Annotated in this window: 10 protein-coding genes; 9 read left to right on the top strand and 1 reads right to left on the bottom strand. The window is 48.5% G+C overall.

The window, feature by feature from the left end; translation table 11 throughout:
* The first annotated feature begins 206 nt into the window (after nt 1-206).
* The 8 genes from H581_RS0100310 (at nt 207) to H581_RS0100275 (ending at nt 14,223) form a co-directional block, all read left to right on the top strand.
* The gene (locus tag H581_RS0100310; RefSeq protein WP_156889460.1) at nt 207-2,318 is read left to right on the top strand and encodes a hypothetical protein; all 2,112 of its coding nucleotides are present in this window, start codon (nt 207-209) and stop codon (nt 2,316-2,318) included.
* 92 nt (nt 2,319-2,410) lie between these two features.
* Nucleotides 2,411-2,914, top strand: a complete 504-nt coding sequence (locus H581_RS0100305) for a hypothetical protein (protein WP_028608255.1) — start codon at nt 2,411-2,413, stop codon at nt 2,912-2,914.
* Nucleotides 2,915-3,023: 109 nt separating this feature from the next.
* Nucleotides 3,024-3,305: an alpha/beta-type small acid-soluble spore protein gene (locus H581_RS0100300; RefSeq protein WP_028608254.1), complete on the top strand. Its 282-nt coding sequence runs from the start codon at nt 3,024-3,026 to the stop codon at nt 3,303-3,305.
* A gap of 155 nt (nt 3,306-3,460) precedes the next feature.
* The gene (gene metK, locus H581_RS0100295) at nt 3,461-4,675 is read left to right on the top strand and encodes a methionine adenosyltransferase (RefSeq protein ID WP_028608253.1); all 1,215 of its coding nucleotides are present in this window, start codon (nt 3,461-3,463) and stop codon (nt 4,673-4,675) included.
* A 288-nt stretch (nt 4,676-4,963) separates the two neighbouring features.
* Nucleotides 4,964-9,352, top strand: a complete 4,389-nt coding sequence (locus tag H581_RS0100290) for an Ig-like domain-containing protein (protein ID WP_028608252.1) — start codon at nt 4,964-4,966, stop codon at nt 9,350-9,352.
* Nucleotides 9,353-9,535: 183 nt separating this feature from the next.
* The gene (locus H581_RS0100285) at nt 9,536-12,250 is read left to right on the top strand and encodes a stalk domain-containing protein (protein WP_028608251.1); all 2,715 of its coding nucleotides are present in this window, start codon (nt 9,536-9,538) and stop codon (nt 12,248-12,250) included.
* A 76-nt stretch (nt 12,251-12,326) separates the two neighbouring features.
* Nucleotides 12,327-13,487: a sensor histidine kinase gene (locus H581_RS0100280; protein ID WP_028608250.1), complete on the top strand. Its 1,161-nt coding sequence runs from the start codon at nt 12,327-12,329 to the stop codon at nt 13,485-13,487.
* Between the two features lie 7 nt (nt 13,488-13,494).
* The gene (locus H581_RS0100275; RefSeq protein WP_028608249.1) at nt 13,495-14,223 is read left to right on the top strand and encodes a response regulator; all 729 of its coding nucleotides are present in this window, start codon (nt 13,495-13,497) and stop codon (nt 14,221-14,223) included.
* Nucleotides 14,224-14,497: 274 nt separating this feature from the next.
* Here H581_RS0100275 and H581_RS38255 read toward each other — a convergent pair whose 3' ends face one another.
* Nucleotides 14,498-15,991: a SpaA isopeptide-forming pilin-related protein gene (locus H581_RS38255; protein WP_169507389.1), complete on the bottom strand. Its 1,494-nt coding sequence runs from the start codon at nt 15,989-15,991 to the stop codon at nt 14,498-14,500.
* Between the two features lie 314 nt (nt 15,992-16,305).
* On the opposite strand from H581_RS38255, the gene H581_RS0100265 reads away from it, so the two are divergent.
* Nucleotides 16,306-16,767, top strand: a complete 462-nt coding sequence (locus H581_RS0100265) for a hypothetical protein (RefSeq protein WP_028608247.1) — start codon at nt 16,306-16,308, stop codon at nt 16,765-16,767.
* The last annotated feature ends 592 nt before the right edge of the window (nt 16,768-17,359 follow it).

The raw sequence follows: 17,359 nt of genomic DNA, 5'->3' as shown, positions 1-17,359 counted from the left end.
TAATTGAATTTTTTGAAGAACCGGTGGGATTATCCACCGGTTCTTTTTTTGTTTAATTAAGAAAGCTTGTTCATATGAAGTTCACACTGATGCATTATAATTATCAGATAAGCGATAATCCGACAGGTTCGTTTAATTTTTGGATTAAACGAAACTTATTGCAGGTGAATTGCGTCTATATAAAAAAAAGATGCGGAGTGAAAAATGTGCAGATGTTAAAACGAAAAAGTAAAACCATGTTCTTTGCAGCACTAATTGTGTCACTTGTTGTGTCGTTGCTATTGCCAGCTGTGATCAGTACTAGTTATGCAGCAAGTACAAATGTAATTAAACCGGTGTACATAACATCCAAATCGTACGTTAAGCTCGAAAGCGCAGATATTATTCCAAGCAGTAAAGGAACCACGGCAAGCTTTACAGTAACTTTCTATAATGGTGACGCAGCAGCTATTAACTTGCAGGATTACTGGGCAAGATTATCGTCAACTGCTGGCAGCAAATATACACTTCAGTTGGTGGAAAGCGATAAGACGAAAAAGACAGTTCCATCGAAGACAAGCGTAACTCTTACTTATTACAGCGATATAGCAAGTAATGTGCCATTGTCCAATTTGATATTAAAAGTCATTAAGTTTGACTTCTCGGTTGCAGGCTACGAAAGAGCGGTAGCGAATTTTAAATTCCCATCAACCTATACGAATGATGTGAAGGTGAATGGCTTTAAACCAGTTAAAATGAATGGTACAAATGTTAATATGCGAGTAAATAAATCAATCATTTCTGCAGGTAGTAAAAATAATGAGATTAACATTGAATTGGTCATGCGTAATACAGGACAATTCACTGTAAGTCTTTCCAATTTCAATTTTTATATACAGGCTTCAAACGGAGCCATATATAAATTGGAATCAAATACAGAAAGCGGACAGAGCATTACCCTTAGACCACAGATATTAGAAACTCTAAAACTTAACGTGGAGCTTCCTGTTTCAATCAAGACATCGGGGATGAAATTAATCGCAGCTCAATCATTCGGAGAGGCAGCTTCCTTAGTAAATGTTCCAGTCGCTAAATTCCAGCTTGGATTAAAAGCGCCGTCGAATAATGGATCTTCCGCAGTGAAATATGAATATATAAACGGTGACAATTCTTACGAAATCCAGATGAATTCCATTGAAAAAACACCGTGGAAATCCAATGATAATATCGTTGGAGTACTCTCCATTACGAATAAAGGCGCGAAGTCTGCACCATTGCCAAATATTACAGGCGCATTCTTTGTAGACGACAGTGTCGAAGTAGATACCACTCTAATTCCTTTATCGAAAGAAATTGTAATTGGAGCAAAATCGACGGTAACTGCCTATTATTACAGTTCAGTTCCAAGTACATTGAATACGTCGAACTTAGAGTTCAAATTGTATGAGGTTGAAGGAGAAAAGAAAACAGAACTTGCTGATCTTAAAACATCTACTTCAACGACTCCTGCAAATATCGCAATTGGATCCACATTCGAAATCAAAGAATATGGTGAGAATGCAACAGCACAAGTAACAGATGTACGCGTATATGAAGGTCAAAATAATAATCTTTATACGATTTATATGGACGTCACAAACAATCAAAATAAACCTCTTGCAACTTTGAATTTAGCTGGTTACTTACAAACAGCTTCTAATAATGTTTTTGATACGAAAATCACTAAGACTACCAACACGATCAATACCGGGAAAAAAGAACAAATTATTGTTACTGCGGAAGTACCGAAAAATACAGACTTAACAGGTGCTAATTTAGTATTAGGGCTAGCGTTTAATGACAAAGGTTTGGTTAAATCTAACGAAGCGGATGTATTAGGTTTTGTAAAATCTGCAAAGTTTAGTTTACCCGAAGACGTGAAAGCAACTACATTGCTTAGCGACATTAAAGTAGGTCCTTATACGATTAACTTTACTTCGATTATTGCTCACTTAGATGGGGAATTTATTAAATTAGATCTCAATAGTACTGTTGCTCGAGATGCGAATTATGATGGGTTCACGAATAAAAAGTTTACAATTGCACTTGAGGATGAATCAACAAATATCAAAATGCTTGAGCTTCCGTTTGAAATTGATGCGGCAACAGGTAATTATGTATGGAAGTCAGACAGCAGCAATTATACTAGAATTAATGAGGATATGACCAATAAATTAGTCTCCAAAACGTTCACACTTAATATCTATGAAGAGATTAACGGGTATAAGAAGAAGTTAGTATCTAAGAACATTACATGGTCGCCATATTTCAACTGGGCAGATCCGAATGTAACCTATTAATATCTTTTAAGAAATACTAGACCAACCAACCACTAATCGGGTATCTTTAACAGAGGTGCCCGATTTTTTTTGCGGTAGAGAGGAGAATACATATGAACAAAGCTTTAAAACGCGCTGCATTTGGTGCAGCCATTCTGGCATTTGGTATTGGTATCGGTACTCTTACATCTAATACGAGTAATGCAAATACGGCATTAACGCCAGGCTCCGTCGAGGATCCTGTAGTGACGAAAAGTTATGTCGATGAGCAGTTGGCTAAATTAGGGGCCGGCGGCAATACAGGCGGAGGGTCTTCTGATGGCGGTTCTGGTACGGTTTCTGAAGCCTCGTTGGAGGTTGTAGCTATTCCGGCAGGCAAGACGCTGATGGCAGGACAGGGAACGGAGGTCATCGTTCGCGTGGGTAAGGCTATTGCTTATAGCTCGGACGCGAATGGTATTGCGGATTTAACGGCCGGCAGTGAATTAACGAAAGGCAAAGCGGTTCCGACGAACCACCTGCTGTTGTTCCCGCGTGAAGGCCGCGGCATTTTGCCTGATCCCGCGCAGAAGAATGGATTGACTGTTTTGATAAGAGGCAGCTATACCATCCAGTAATATGGGAGTCGTACTACATTTTCCCCGGACTGACAATAGATTATACGCTTCAAATGTAAGGGATGGATACACAATAGTATTGTGTTCTTACATTATGGAGGTGTCATTTATGAGTCGTTCGAATAAAGTGGTAGTACCTACCAGTAAATCGGCATTGAATCAAATGAAATATGAAATCGCTGCTGAATTTGGGTTAACGTCTGGCGGTATTGCAGGCGGAAGCATGGATACGGAATTTGCCGGCGAACTGGGAGCTGCATCAAGCGCAGGCGGCGGACAGAGCGTGCATTGGTCTACGTTGTCGACGCGCCAAGCGGGATCGGTTGGCGGCGAGATCACGAAGAGGCTTGTTGCTCAAGCGGAGAGCGTTCTAAACGGATACCAATTGTAGCTTGAAAACCGGCGTCCATTGACACTAAGCGACATTTTCGGTATCATACTGTTTTAGAAGAGTTGTCTAACAACCTTTTCCTTCGGGGAAAGGTTCATTTTTTGTGTAGAACGTCTGCACTTATAACATACTAAGGTTGTAGGAGGTTGATACGGATGTCGGTCAAAGGACGCCACTTGTTCACATCGGAATCAGTTACGGAAGGCCATCCCGATAAAATATGCGACCAGATTTCAGATGCTGTCTTGGATGCATTCCTGGAAGCAGATCCATATGCGCGTGTCGCTTGTGAAGTTTCTGTAGCAACGGGTCTTGTTCTGGTTATTGGAGAAATTAGCAGCCGCGCGGATTATGTAGATATTTCGGCAATCGCGCGCCGTACGATTAAGGAAATTGGTTATACTCGCGCCAAATACGGTTTTGACTCCACGACTTGCGCGGTACTTACTTCGTTGAATGAACAATCGGCTGATATCGCCCAAGGCGTTAACGCAGCCCTTGAAACCCGCGAAGGCAAGGACATGAAGCTGGAGAACGAAGATATCGGTGCAGGCGACCAAGGTTTGATGTTCGGTTTCGCAACGAATGAGACGCCTGAGCTTATGCCGCTTCCGATCGCTCTCTCGCACCGTATTGCCCGCCGTTTGTCGGAGGTTCGGAAGAATGAAACGCTTGCTTACCTGCGTCCGGATGGTAAGACGCAAGTGACAATCGAGTATGTGGACGGCAAGCCGGTTCGCGTAGATACCATTGTAGTATCGACGCAACATGCCGAGGAAATTTCGCTGGAGCAAATCCAACAGGATATCCTTGAGCATGTCATTAGGCCGGTAGTTCCAGTGGAATGGCTTGATGAGCAAACCAAATACTTTATTAATCCTACCGGCCGTTTCGTAATTGGCGGACCGCAAGGCGATGCGGGTCTTACCGGCCGTAAAATCATCGTTGACACCTACGGCGGCTATGCTCGTCATGGCGGCGGCGCTTTCTCCGGCAAGGATCCGACAAAGGTTGACCGTTCCGCGGCTTACGCAGCCCGCTATGTAGCGAAGAACATTGTTGCTGCAGGCCTCGCCGACAAATGCGAGATCCAATTGGCTTACGCGATCGGCGTAGCTAAACCGGTATCGATCAGTGTCGACACTTACGGTACAGGTAAAATTGCTGAAGATAAGTTCGTTGAGCTCATCACAAGCAACTTCGATCTGCGTCCTGCCGGCATTATCAAAATGTTGGATCTTCGCCGTCCAATCTACGCACAGACTGCCGCATACGGTCACTTTGGCCGTACGGACATCGACCTTCCTTGGGAGCGCGTAGACAAGGCTGAGAAGCTGAAAGCGGACGCTGGCGTTCAAGGCGGCGTGTAAAAAACAAGTATCAGGACCCATGCTCTTTGCGAGTAATGGGTCTTTTTGTTACCCGGGAATATAGCTTAAACGCCAAGATAAGATTCTCGAGGTGCTCGCAATGCGTTCTTTAGAACAAGAATCGAATATACGGGATCTCAAAAGAATAAAATGAATCTTCATTACCCGAGCAACCTTCGCAGAGTAACTCTGCGGAAGTTGCTCTTTTTTTCGTTTAACCTAAATTTTTCATTCCCATAAACCGACAAATAAGGTACGACTGTTATTTTTTGAGGAGTGAAACACGAAATGAATCGTACCGGCAAGCTATCCATATTTTGTGCCGTTATGCTGCTTCTGCAGCTAAGCCTCGTTGGTTTTGGAGCAGCTCAGCAGCCCGCATCGGCCGCTTCTGCAGGCCCGGTTGTGTTAAGCCTGAGCCCGGCAGATGATCTGATCAATGTTCCAGTAGCCGCAGATCTGAAAATTACCTTTGATGAAAATATCGTAAAAGGCTCGAGCTCGACATTTATTTCGTTTTACGAATATGCGACCAATCGTCTGATTGAAAGCCTTAACGTAACATCACCGCAGGTTTCCATTGATTCTACGCAGAGGGTCGTTACGATTAATCCTACCCATGATTTCGCACATCATAACAATTATTACGTATTAATCGATGCAGGCGCATTTATTAACGTCTCTAACGGCGCAGGTTATGCCGGAGTCGTTAATGCCAGCAGCTGGAATTTCCGGACCGTGGAAACGACGGATGTGACGAAGCCTTGGCACACGGGTTGGCTGCCTGCCGGGAATTCCGTTGTCATTACCTCGCCGCTCGTTATTACATTTAGTGAACCGGTGTACGCGGCAAGAGGAAATATCGGGATAAGCTCCCTGGAAGACAAAAGAACGATATCGGTTACCTCGGCTGAGGTAAGCGGAAGCGGATCCGCACAGATCGTTGTTCGTCCAACTGCCGCGCTGCAGCCGAATACGGTCTATACGGTTACCGTTCCGGCAGGCGCATTCCAGGATGCTGCAGGCAATATATACGATGGAGCGACGTGGAGCTTTACGACTGCGGCCGCTCCGGTGAATATTGTATCGTTGTCGCCCGCGGATAATGCGACTTCCGTACCGACCGTTAATACGGCGCTGCAGATTATATTCGACAAAGATGTACAGGCACGTTCCGGCAAGGCAATCGAAATCAGAAGAGTAAGCAACAATACAACCTTAGAGAGATTTGATGCTTTGGCGCCACGCGTCGCAGTATCCGGGAATCGTTTGACGATTACGCCGAGTTCCAATCTTGAAGCGAATACAGCTTATTACGTACTGATAGAAGCCGGTGCGTTCACTCAGCCGGATCCTAACGGAGATCATTGGTACCATGGCATTGCGGGCGCTTCGATATGGAATTTCAGCACCGATCCCGGCATTGAAACGACGCCGCCGGCTATTACGACTCTGGCCCCTGTTAATAATGGTAATGCAGGCAATGTGAATACGCTGCTTCAGATGACGTTTAACGAACCGGTATTTCCAAGCAGCGGCAATATTGAAATTCGCAATACCGCTAACGATACGCTGTTCCGGAGTATTCCGGTTACATCGGAGCGCGTGACAGGCGGAGGAACCTATCAAATAACAATTGATGCGAACAAAGCGATTGCAGGCGAAGCGGCAAAGCCTTTCGTTGATAATGCGCAGTATTACGTGGTCTTTGGCAATCGGGCCATTCGGGATGCCGCAGGCAATTTCTATGGAGGAATTGATTCGAAGAGCAGCTGGACCTTTAAGATTACGCAGGATACCGTTCGTCCGGCGCTCAGCTCCTTAAACCCGGTCAACCGTGCAACGACCGTTCCGGAAAACGCCACGTTCGTTGCGACCTTCAGCGAACCGATCCTGAAAGGCAATAATCCGAATGCAGTGCTTATTCATCAGGTTGGAGCGAATGCTCCTGCGCCGATTATTGCGAATTACGTGGTTGATCCCGCAGATTCCAGGCGTTTATTGATTACAGCGCCGCCGCAAACGCCATTAACAAAGGCAACCTCCTATTATATAGAAATAGCGGCTAATGCCGTGACTGATGTAGTCGGCAATCCATTTGTCGGTATCCTAAACGAATACCAGTGGACATTCAAGACGGCAGGTTCGGATACGGCGCCGCCGACGGTTACGAAGGCGGAATCGTCAGGCACCAAGATCAAGCTGACCTATAACGAAGATCTGAATGTATGGCTGCACCCGTCTCCGGGGAGCTATTATGTATCCGTGAACGGTGCTCCAAGAACGGTTACGGCCGTTCGGATCGTAGGGGATGCGGTAGAGCTTACGCTCGAGAGCCCCATTGTGAACGGGCAGCAGGTTAAGCTCTCCTATACGAAGCCGGCAACCGGCCTTGTACAGGATTTAACAGGCAATCAAGCAGCCAGCTTGGCCGCGATAGATGTAGCGGGCGCACAGGATACGACGAGTCCGGTGTTAACCGGCGGCACAGCAACGGGCAGCTCCGTCACGCTGAACTTTAACAAACCGTTGGAGCAGGTAAACAGCTATGCTTATACGCAGTTTATCGTAAGCGCCGGCGGAGTTAATTACGCCGCGACGGCTATATCGAATAATGGGGCGGCAGTGAATTTGTCCATTAACGGGACCATCCAGAACGGCCAATATGTAACGATCACCTATAATCCCGGAGCATATCCGCTGCGGGACACATTAGGAAACTATGTGAACGCGATCAGCGGCTTTAACTTGTATGCCTCAACGGATGCGAGGGGGCCCGTGCTTCAGTCCATCAGTTCGAGCGGATCGTCCATTATGATCAGGTACGATGAGATTATTAATCCGCAATCCGTGCCGTTAAGCTATCAGTATACCGTTCTTGTCGGTCAAGTCCAGGCGGCTGTCAGCCAGGTTAGCGTCACCGGCGACAGCGTCGTGCTGAACTTAACGTCCGTCATTAATTCCGGCCAGCCGGTCACGGTATCCTATACCGCCGCTTCGAATAAGGTGACGGATGCGCTTGGGAACCCTGCGCAATCGTTCCAATCTGTAGCGGCGAATGGAAGCGGGGCAGGAAATGCGAATTCGATGGTAGGGTCTATAGTCAAAGGTTCTATGTTAACCCTTACCTTCAATGAAAGCTTAAATACATCCTCGGCCCCTTCCAGCAGCCTGTTCCTGGTCAAAGTGAACGGAGCGGCGAGAATGGTATCGAAGGTTGAAATGGGCAGCTCTTCCGTCGTGCTGACGCTATCCTCTCCAGCGGGAGTCGGGGAACCGGTTACGATTTCCTATTTCTCGAGTACCGTTGGCATTAAAACTTACAACGGTCAGCTCATTAACAGCTTCACCAACGTGAATGTGGCGAATCAAACCTCGATGTTCGACGGTTTGACAGGCGATTACGAGGCGGCGGACGGCGGAGGAGTCGGCTTGAAGACATCCGCAGCTACGGCAACGACGGATGTGTCTCCCGCCGGTACGACGGCTAACCGCTATACGATCGCGAGCGATAAGTTTCTGACCGCGTACCAGACGGCCAAGGCAGCGGGGATGCATGATCCGCGAATCGCTTTCAAAGTGCCGAGCCATGAGCGGGCAGCCATTGTAGCGATTCCCGTCCTTGCCTTGGATATGGCGTCCAGGCAAGGCGGCAACACCGTGTTTGCCGTACAGCATGGAGACGCAACGTATGAGCTGCCCGTCAACGCGATCAATTATATTGAGGCAAGCGCTATGTTCAACGGCAGCGGCATGTCCAATTACATTCTTATTGAAATCGATCAAGGAACGTCAACGAAGACAGCTGCCCTCATGTCGGCCCTGAACGGAACGAATGCCCAGGTGATCGCTGGCCCGGTCCATTTCCAGGTTTCGGTCGTGAACGGCAGTCAGGAGAAAGAGTTAACGAAGCTTAACAGCTATGTTACCCGGACCTTGCAGACGAGCTCGTTAATTGACCCAAGTCAAGCCGGCGCGGTTTGGTACGATCCTGAAACAGGAGCGCTGTCTTACGTGCCAACGACTATAACGACTGCAGGCGGCAAAACGACGGCAGCCTTTAAACGCAAAGGCAACAGCGCTTACGCTTTCGTTAGAAATTCGTCGAGCTTCTCGGACTTATCGACTCATTGGGCGGCAAGCGCCATTCACACGTTATCCCGCAAGTTTATCGTAGAAGGGCGAACGGTTTCGTTATTCGCCCCGCAGAATGCGATAACCCGAGGGGAATTTGCGACTTACATCGCCAAAGGCTTGGGATTGAGCGGCGACCGAAGCGCAGCGGCAAAGTATAGGGACGTGAATCAGAATACGGCCATGGCCGCTTATATCGGAGCAGCCTCTGCTGCGGGCATCGTAATGGGCAATACGGACGGTACCTTCAAACCGAATGATCAGGTGTCTCGCCAGGAGATGGCCGTCATGATGATGAGAGCGGCCAAGACGGCGCAAGTGACGGTTACCCTTCCTTCTACGGCGTCCAGCTATTTAACCAAATTTACGGATCGCGGCAAAATTAGCGGCTATGCCCAGACGGATGTCGCCAAAGCCGTGTACATTGGACTAATGAACGGCAAGACGGCTTCGACCATGAGTCCGCTGACGAACGCTACCCGTGCCGAAGGAGCCGTTATGATCCTGCGGCTGCTGCAGCATTTGAAATTTATTACGCCATAGCTTAACCCAAAAACCTCTTCTGCCATGTATCTTCAGGCGGTAGAGGTTTTCTTGCTTGAGATAACTATAGGTATAATCTATCACTCCAACTGAAGTGATAGCACTCTTTTATCATGCGGAACTTTTCTGGAACTCTAGTAGTCTATACCTATTAGATTAACGGATGGGAGAGTTGTAAATATAATGGGTAGTAAGTTTCAAAGCACCATCGGACGGCGTACAGAGAACTTGGGGAAGCGCGTCATTCTTGTAGCGTTAGGCGGTGCACTGCTGGTGCATCCAGTCACGTCATTCTTGCCAGGGAATTGGCAGCAAGCCGTTATTGAAGCGGCGGATGCTGCTTCGACAAGCAACTCGTCACTTAAGCTGATACAGCAATCATACGTTACGGCAGGAGCAAAGCGACTCGATTACGTCTGGCATACGACAAGGGGCAGCAAGAAGGTGCAGACCGACGTGCATGTCATCGAAGTCGATCTCACCAATCCCTACGTATCCTTAAACGCGATGAGCGGTAAAAATAACAGCATGGGACAAGTGAATACCATCCTGAACATGTCGAAGGAGAACGGAGCGGTCGCCGCGATCAATGCCGACGTATTCGTTATGGGAAGCGAGGGCGCTCCGCTCGGAGGCCAGGTAACGGGCGGCATGTTCATGTCCAGTCCGGCTAAGCTGAAGGGCATGTACGCTTTTACGGTATCGAAGGACCGCAAGCCCATGATCGACAATTATTCGTTCGAGGGTCTGGTAACGGCAGCGGACGGCTCGACGTTTGACCTGGAGGGAGTGAATCAATCCGCCTATAATCCGGAAACGACAGGCTCCAGCTACAGCCATGTTGACAGAATGTATATCTATACGAGCGCATGGGGCGGAGCGGAGCGACCGAAAAATTCCGGCACGACACCGACAGAGGTTCTTGTCCGTGGCGGCTATATTGAAGAAATCTCCATTGACAAAGCGATTGCCGGGCAAGCGCCGGAGGATGGCTATATTTTGCGAGCTCACGGTAAAGCTGCCGCCTATGTGAAGGAGCATCTGCAGATCGGACAACCGATTACGGCCGACTATGCGCTCGTCTCGCAGACGACGGGCCAGAAGGCTGATCCGGCATCCTTTGAAATGATGGCGGGCGGTCATACGCTGCTGGTAAATGCCGGGGCGGCCGCTCCATTCTCGCGCGATATAACAGGCGTAAGCGGATCCTCTTATGTATCCCGCTCCGGTGTCGGCTATTCGCAGGACGGAACGAAGGTGTTCCTGATCACAGCGGAAAGATTCGGCAGCAATACGGGCGTTAATCTGAAGGAATTACAGCAAATCATGCTGCAGCTGGGCGTATTCAAAGGCGTCAATCTTGACGGTGGCGGTTCGACGACGATGATTGAGCGTCCGCTCGGAAGCAGCTCCTTGCAGCTGTCGCATTCGACCCAATACGGCACGACGCAGCGCAGCGTCGCGAATGGAATCGGTGTGTTCACAACCGCTCCTCAAGGCACGCTGAAAGGCATTTCCGTCAGTGGTCCGAAGATGATGCTATTAGGACAGAAGTCCTCCTATTCGCTGACCGGCTATGATACATATTTCAATCCGATTGCGATTGATAATACGTCTGCCGTGTGGACCAGCTCGAATGCGATCGGCAAGTTCCAAGGCAATGAATTTGTTGCAACCAAGCAGGGCAAGACGACACTTACCGTCAAATCGGGCGCAATCACAACGTCCTACGATGTAGAGGTAATCGGAGCCGAACAAATCGCGGCATTAACCGCGGACGCGAGCGCAGGCGTGCTTACGGAGGGGGCGACTCTCTCGGTTCCTCTTACAGCGAAGCTGAAGAACGGCGGGACGTATAAACTGAGCGGGGACAGCGTCAAATGGCAGTTTATCGGATTTAAAGCGGTTGTTCAGGGCGATATCCTTACGGTGCAGTCCGTGGATGAGGGAATCGCCACGGGTTATGCGATAGCGCGATATGACGGCTACGCGACGATGATTCCTTTCACCAAAGGCGAAACGGTCAAAACGATCGAGGACTTCGAGAATTCGGCTTATGCGATAACTTCTCAAGTAACCCCGGCCGAGACGACGGGCAGCGTAAATCTCGTATCTGACTTGCCGGGACAAACGTCAGCGCGAGCCTTGAAAATCGATTATGACTTCACGAACGGAACGGGTACGAAAGCTTCATATGCCGTGTTTAATTCAACAGGCCTTGCGCTCTCGGGTTCTCCAACCTCTATGACGCTTGATCTATATGGCGATAACAGCCTGAACTGGGTTCGTGCCGAGTTTATCGACGCGGATGGCAAAGCGCATATGCTCGACCTTGCCAAGCAGCTGGACTGGAGCGGCTGGAAGAACGTGAAGGTAAACTTGTCGGCTGCCGGAATGAAATTCCCTGTTAAGCTGAAGCGCATTTACGTCGTAACCATTGCGGAAGGCCAGGACGAGCGTGCATATTCCGGCGCGATTGGCTTAGATAATATCAAGCTGCAATATCCGCCTGCGGCAGACGCTGCCGCGAAAGCGAATATCGTCATGTACGCAGGGAAAACGAATGCAACGGTGAACGGTAAGGCCATTAAGCTGGATTCCGCGCCTATTCAAATGAACGGCGTGACGTATGTACCCGTCCGCTTCGTATCGGATGCGATGGGTGCCGAGCTTCTGTTCAACGGACAGACAGGTCAGATAACCGTTCTGCGCGGCAGTAAAATGATGGAAATGACGTTGGGCAAAAAGGATCTAAACCTGAACGGCGTCCTGCAGTCATCCGAAGTCACTCCGATCGTACGGAATTTCAGAACGTTGATCCCGGTTCGATTATTTTCGGAGAAGCTGGGCTTAACGGTTGGCTACGATCCTAAGGTGAAGAAGATTACCATCGATTAACGATGGACGAATCATGGTCCATTTGTGGTATGATAGAATATGATAAACCTTTAGGTATGGAAAGGTTGCCGATCTTGTGGACCATCTAGCCGTTGATATTAATCGAGTTATAAAAAATGCGATCACCGTCATGGAGGATAGCAAATACCAGATTTACGAAATATGCGAATCCGCGCGCACGGAACTGGAATCGCTCGAGCAGGAGCTTGAGATCGTCCTGCAAGAGACGATCAAGACGATCGACAAGGTCGATAAGCTGGAACAGGATTACCGCCGCGCGCGAGTCCGCTTGACGGAAGTGAGCCGTGATTTCGTCAAGTATAAGGAAGCCGACATTAAGAGCGCTTATGAGAAGGCGACGCAGATTCAGCTGGACCTTATGGTGTACCGCGAGAAGGAATCCTATCTCAAGGCGCGCAGGGACGATTTGCAGAAGCGCGTCCGCAATGTCGAGAACTCCATTGAAAGAGCCGAGACGATCGGCTCTCAAATCAATGTGGTTCTCGAGTATTTGTCCGGGGATTTGAATCAGATCACCAGAATTGTCGAATCAGCCAAAACGAGGCAGCTTCTGGGGTTGAAAATTATTTTGGCGCAGGAAGAAGAGCGTAAGCGGATTGCGAGGGAAATCCATGATGGTCCCGCTCAATCGCTCGCCAATATCGTTCTTCGCACAGAAATTGCAGAACGTATGCTTATCAAGCAGGAATTTATGATGGTACAGGAAGAATTAGTAGATTTGAAAAGTCAGGTGCGTTTCGGTCTCGAGGAAATACGCAAAATTATTTTTAATTTGAGACCGATGGCACTGGATGATTTAGGTCTTGTACCTGCTCTTCGCAAGTTTACGCAGGACTTCGAGGAGAAAACGAAAATACATACCGTGTTCGAGCTTTCCGGCAAGGAGATCCGAATGCCCTCTGCGATGGAAGCGGCGATCTACCGCTTGGTACAGGAAGCGTTCACGAATGTGTACAAGCACGCAAGCGCTTCTCATGTATTGCTCGAAATTAACTATCAGCCGCATCAGATTTCACTCGTCATACAAGACAACGGTATTGGCTTTCATAGCGAAAGGATCGAGAAGGATGCTAGCCGAAACGTGAACTTTGGATTGGTGGGGATGAGAGAGAGAGTGGAGCTGATTGAAGGAAGGATGGATATAGACTCAAATCCCGGGGACGGGACGAAAATTATGATAGATATACCTACAACTGCCGAAACTAGGAAGGAGTAAGATGATGATGATTCCGAAACATACGAACAACGGTCAAACGATAAAAATATTACTTGCAGATGATCATCAGCTTTTTCGCGAAGGGCTTAAACGTATTCTGAACATGGAAGATGACCTGGAAGTGATCGGGGAGTGCGGAGACGGCATTCAAGTGCTGGAATTTTGCAATCATATCATTCCTGAAATTGTGTTGATGGATATTAATATGCCGATCGAGAACGGTGTCGTTACGACTGAACGCTTGAAGAGCATGTTCCCTGATGTGAAGGTTATTATTTTATCGATCCACGACGATGAGAGCTATGTATTTGAAACGCTTCGGAAAGGCGCTACCGGTTATCTGCTGAAGGACATGGAGGCGGAATCGCTGATTAATGCCATTCGCTCCGTCGTTCAAGGACATGCCTATATCCATCCTAAGGTGACGGGGAAGCTGATTAACCAGCTCCGCCGGATGACTTATTTGGATGAAATGGGAATCGTTTCGGGAGCGGCTGCCGCACAGGAGCCAGGCGTCAAGTTCGTTGCCGGCGACGAAAGCCCGCTGACCCGCCGCGAGGCCGAGGTGCTTCGTCTTATGGCGGAAGGGAAGAGCAATAAACTGATTGGCGAATTTTTATTTATTAGCGAAAAAACGGTTAAAAACCATGTCAGCAGTATCTTGCAAAAAATGGAAGTTGACGATCGTACGCAAGCTGTTATACAATCCATCAAATTTGGTTGGGTTACATTATAACGGCCGTTTTGGCGTATACAGAATTTGTTATATGGAGAAGATTCCGTATCCGATGATGCGGGCTCTTTTTTTTTTGCGGCAATGAATGGCTCCAGTTGAGCTGCCAACGATTCGTGCGAAGCGTTGGCTTTAGCTTTTTCCCTGCGTATAAAGGGTTACCATTCTTTGGGACACTATCCCTTTGGCTCAGGATGATCTGAAGGTGAAAAAAATCTCCGAAGCTGCTTTTAGGGCGGCTCCGGAGATGAGGGCTCAAATGATGGGAGGCATGCTCTTAATGGTTTTTTCTGCGGGCCTGCCGATGGCGAAGTGACAGGAGTCCGGCTGAAAGGGTGAAGGCGCCGATCAGATAGTAAGGATAAGGACTGGACTCGCCCGTTTTTGGCAGAGTGTCGATCGGTACGGTTTCCTCGTCAATTTCAATAATCGAGTCCGTAGGCGTCGGATCGTCCGGATCTTCCTCGTCCACCTCAATGGAGGTAGTCGCCTCCGGCGTCGTTGTCGCGTCCGGCGTAGTGCTTGGCGTTATCTCGGGTGTCGATGTCGGAGTAGTCGTAGGTGTTGTCGCAGGCGTAGAAGTAGGCGTATTGTCCGGTGTCGTAGACGGTGTTGATGTTGGCGTAGACGTAGGTGTTGGTGTTGGCGTTGGCGTGTTATCAGGTGTCGTAGTCGGTGTATTCGTAGGTGTTGGAGTTGGCGTGTTGTCAGGTGTCGCGGTCGGTGTATTCGTAGGTGTAGGAGTAGGCGTGTTGTCAGGTGTCGTAGTTGGTGTAGGAGTTGGAGTAGGTGTAGGTGTCGGCGTTGGCGTTGGCGTCGTGCATAGGGTTCCGTCACTCACCGCGCTCAGCTCTTTGGTTTTTCCCCAGTAAATAGTAGCTGTGTTCGTATTCTCCGTGTCGGACATAAAATCAATTGACGCGTTCTTCGTCACGCTGCCTTCGCCGGACTGTGTAGTTCCGTTAATCTTCCACATGAATGGGACATCGATATTGCTCTCGTTGATCACTTTCCAACTTCGCTTCTCGTCGGGATTTGCCGTACATACGGCCTCCAGTTTAAGCTTTGGCGTGTTGATGACGAGCTTAACTGTAGTCGAGTCTCTGGATACGACCAGAGAAGATGGATCGGGTAAATCGGTTGTGAACCCGTCTGCTAACATTTCCTTTAATTCATACGTGCCTGCCGGGACATCCAGGAACTGAACGACGCCTGCTTCGTCCGATACTCCGCTTCTAATCAGCAGTCCGTTCTTCCAAAGTTCGAAGGTGACTCCCGCATGAGGCGCGCCTTCGGCTTCATTCAGATGTTTATTAACAGTGACATCCCCGCAGTTATTGAACTTTTCGAATAGCCAAGTTTTAATCGTTGAGCCGTGTCCCCCGGTTCCCAGCTGCCGCTGCTCAGGGCCGCTATAGATGTCCGCTTGAAAAGGGGCGCATACCGGCAAAGCGATCGTAACAGAATAGGTTCCGGCCTGGCTGTAGACAGCGGTCTCGCCATCGTGAAAGATTTGAACCTCATAGGGAGTTCCTCCCTCTCCTGTCGGCACCCAATCAAGCGGAAAGCTGTAGGAGGAGAAGCTGACTTGAACGCAATCCACCTTCGTTGTAAAGGTCGCCGTCGCGGTGCCGTTACCGTTATCGACGATGACGGGCTTTTGTCCGGGTTCATCGGAAATATCGTCGCGGCTGGTCGAGTAGGACGAGCAGCTGTTATCTGCGGCAGCCGCAGCCGTGATCTGCTCCCCGTCGTTTTGTCCATCCGCCATGACGGAGGAGCTCAATGCTAACGAGAAAACCATTATGATGGCTATGCACAAAGAAAGATGCTTTTTGAAAAGTCTCATCATTCACACTCCCAATTCTATATGTTCGCTCGTTATTGTGCTTAATAACGAACACCTAGTTAAATAATAACATAAATAGATAATTGCTCAAGGGTATTTCTTTGTCGGATCCTATCCCATTTTTATAGGTATAAAAGACCTTTTTAACATTGGGGCACATTTTGTCATCTTGTCCTGAATGCCGGAACCTGTGGGCTCTTTGCGGCATATAGTGTGGCATAGAGGAGGTGGCCGCCATGTTAGAACTTCTTTTTTGGGTCATTGGCTGTTATGTTTTGGCTGCGTTGTCGGTACATCTGGCCTACCGGATTCGGAGCAGAAAGCGGCAGCCAGGTAAGCATTATGTACTGGTCGCGGATGAAAGGCAGCATAATATGGAGTGGGTCATGCGCAACTTGTTCTCTTTTTCGCGGCGCATGGGGACGGATGTTCGCTTAACGATCATAGACCGCGGCGTATCGGAGGAAACGAAGGCGATTGTCGAACGGATGGCCAGAAGCGGACATAAGGTGAAGCTGCACGCGAAGACGGATGAACCGCTGCAGGAGCTGAAGGATAGTAAGCGCTCGCATTGGTATGAGACGGATGCTACCCAGCTCATGTGGATGCTGCAGGCGGAAGGAATCGTATCGCAGGCCGATCACGCCGTTTTGGTCGATTTGCAGAATCCGGCCGATTTGTCGAAGATGCCGTTTTGAGGTATACTAGCGGAAATAGAAGGATTATCAGCAGCGGATTAGGACGGGCGGTTCTTGAGGAATTGGGCTGAGGTTCTGAGGGTGCTGAGGGCACTGAGTGTGTAAGGGTGCTAAGAGCGATAAGAGTGCAAAAGGTGCTAATGAGTTCAGGGAGCGTTGAGAGCGCTAAAGTACCGAGGATCCGGGTCTCAGGAGTTTGTAGGGTCTAAGGGTTTAAGCCTTTGAGGATTAGTCCATGAGGCTCTAAGAGTCTAACGGGAAAAACTCCCTCTATTTCGCCGGATTTTGTAAATTGGAGCATTTTAAAGGGAAAATGCGGCGTTATTTACGGGGATTGCAGCTTCTTGGCGGCAAATTACCGGAAAAAGCGGGAGAAAATCCGTTTAAACTGATACTTTTCGCTGATGAGGATATTTTACGGGAGGTTTTCCGGTTAGATTCGTAAAAAGATTTGAGTATGAGCTTTTAGATAAGCTTGGGAATTGAAATAACAGGGTCAGTTAACTACATCAAGCAAGAAATATAGGATGAAAAAAGTGAAGCACACTTTAGGGCGCAGAACGCGTCGTGGGGTGTGCTTTTTTCATTTTCT

Source organism: Paenibacillus harenae DSM 16969 (assembly GCF_000422465.1).
Classification (GTDB): Bacteria; Bacillota; Bacilli; order Paenibacillales; family Paenibacillaceae; genus Pristimantibacillus; species Pristimantibacillus harenae.
Note: the sequence above shows the minus strand (reverse complement) of the source record. Positions and strands in the feature narration are given on the sequence as shown.

Excerpts from the sequence above, each read along its gene's own strand:
- H581_RS0100305 (WP_028608255.1), top strand. The coding sequence starts at position 2,411 with ATGAACAAAGCTTTAAAACGCGCTGCATTTGGTGCAGCCATTCTGGCA.
- H581_RS0100300 (WP_028608254.1), top strand. The coding sequence starts at position 3,024 with ATGAGTCGTTCGAATAAAGTGGTAGTACCTACCAGTAAATCGGCATTG.
- metK (WP_028608253.1), top strand. The coding sequence starts at position 3,461 with ATGTCGGTCAAAGGACGCCACTTGTTCACATCGGAATCAGTTACGGAA.
- H581_RS0100290 (WP_028608252.1), top strand. The coding sequence starts at position 4,964 with ATGAATCGTACCGGCAAGCTATCCATATTTTGTGCCGTTATGCTGCTT.
- H581_RS0100285 (WP_028608251.1), top strand. The coding sequence starts at position 9,536 with ATGGGTAGTAAGTTTCAAAGCACCATCGGACGGCGTACAGAGAACTTG.
- H581_RS0100275 (WP_028608249.1), top strand. The coding sequence starts at position 13,495 with ATGATTCCGAAACATACGAACAACGGTCAAACGATAAAAATATTACTT.
- H581_RS38255 (WP_169507389.1), bottom strand. The coding sequence starts at position 15,991 with ATGGCGGATGGACAAAACGACGGGGAGCAGATCACGGCTGCGGCTGCC.
- H581_RS0100265 (WP_028608247.1), top strand. The coding sequence starts at position 16,306 with ATGTTAGAACTTCTTTTTTGGGTCATTGGCTGTTATGTTTTGGCTGCG.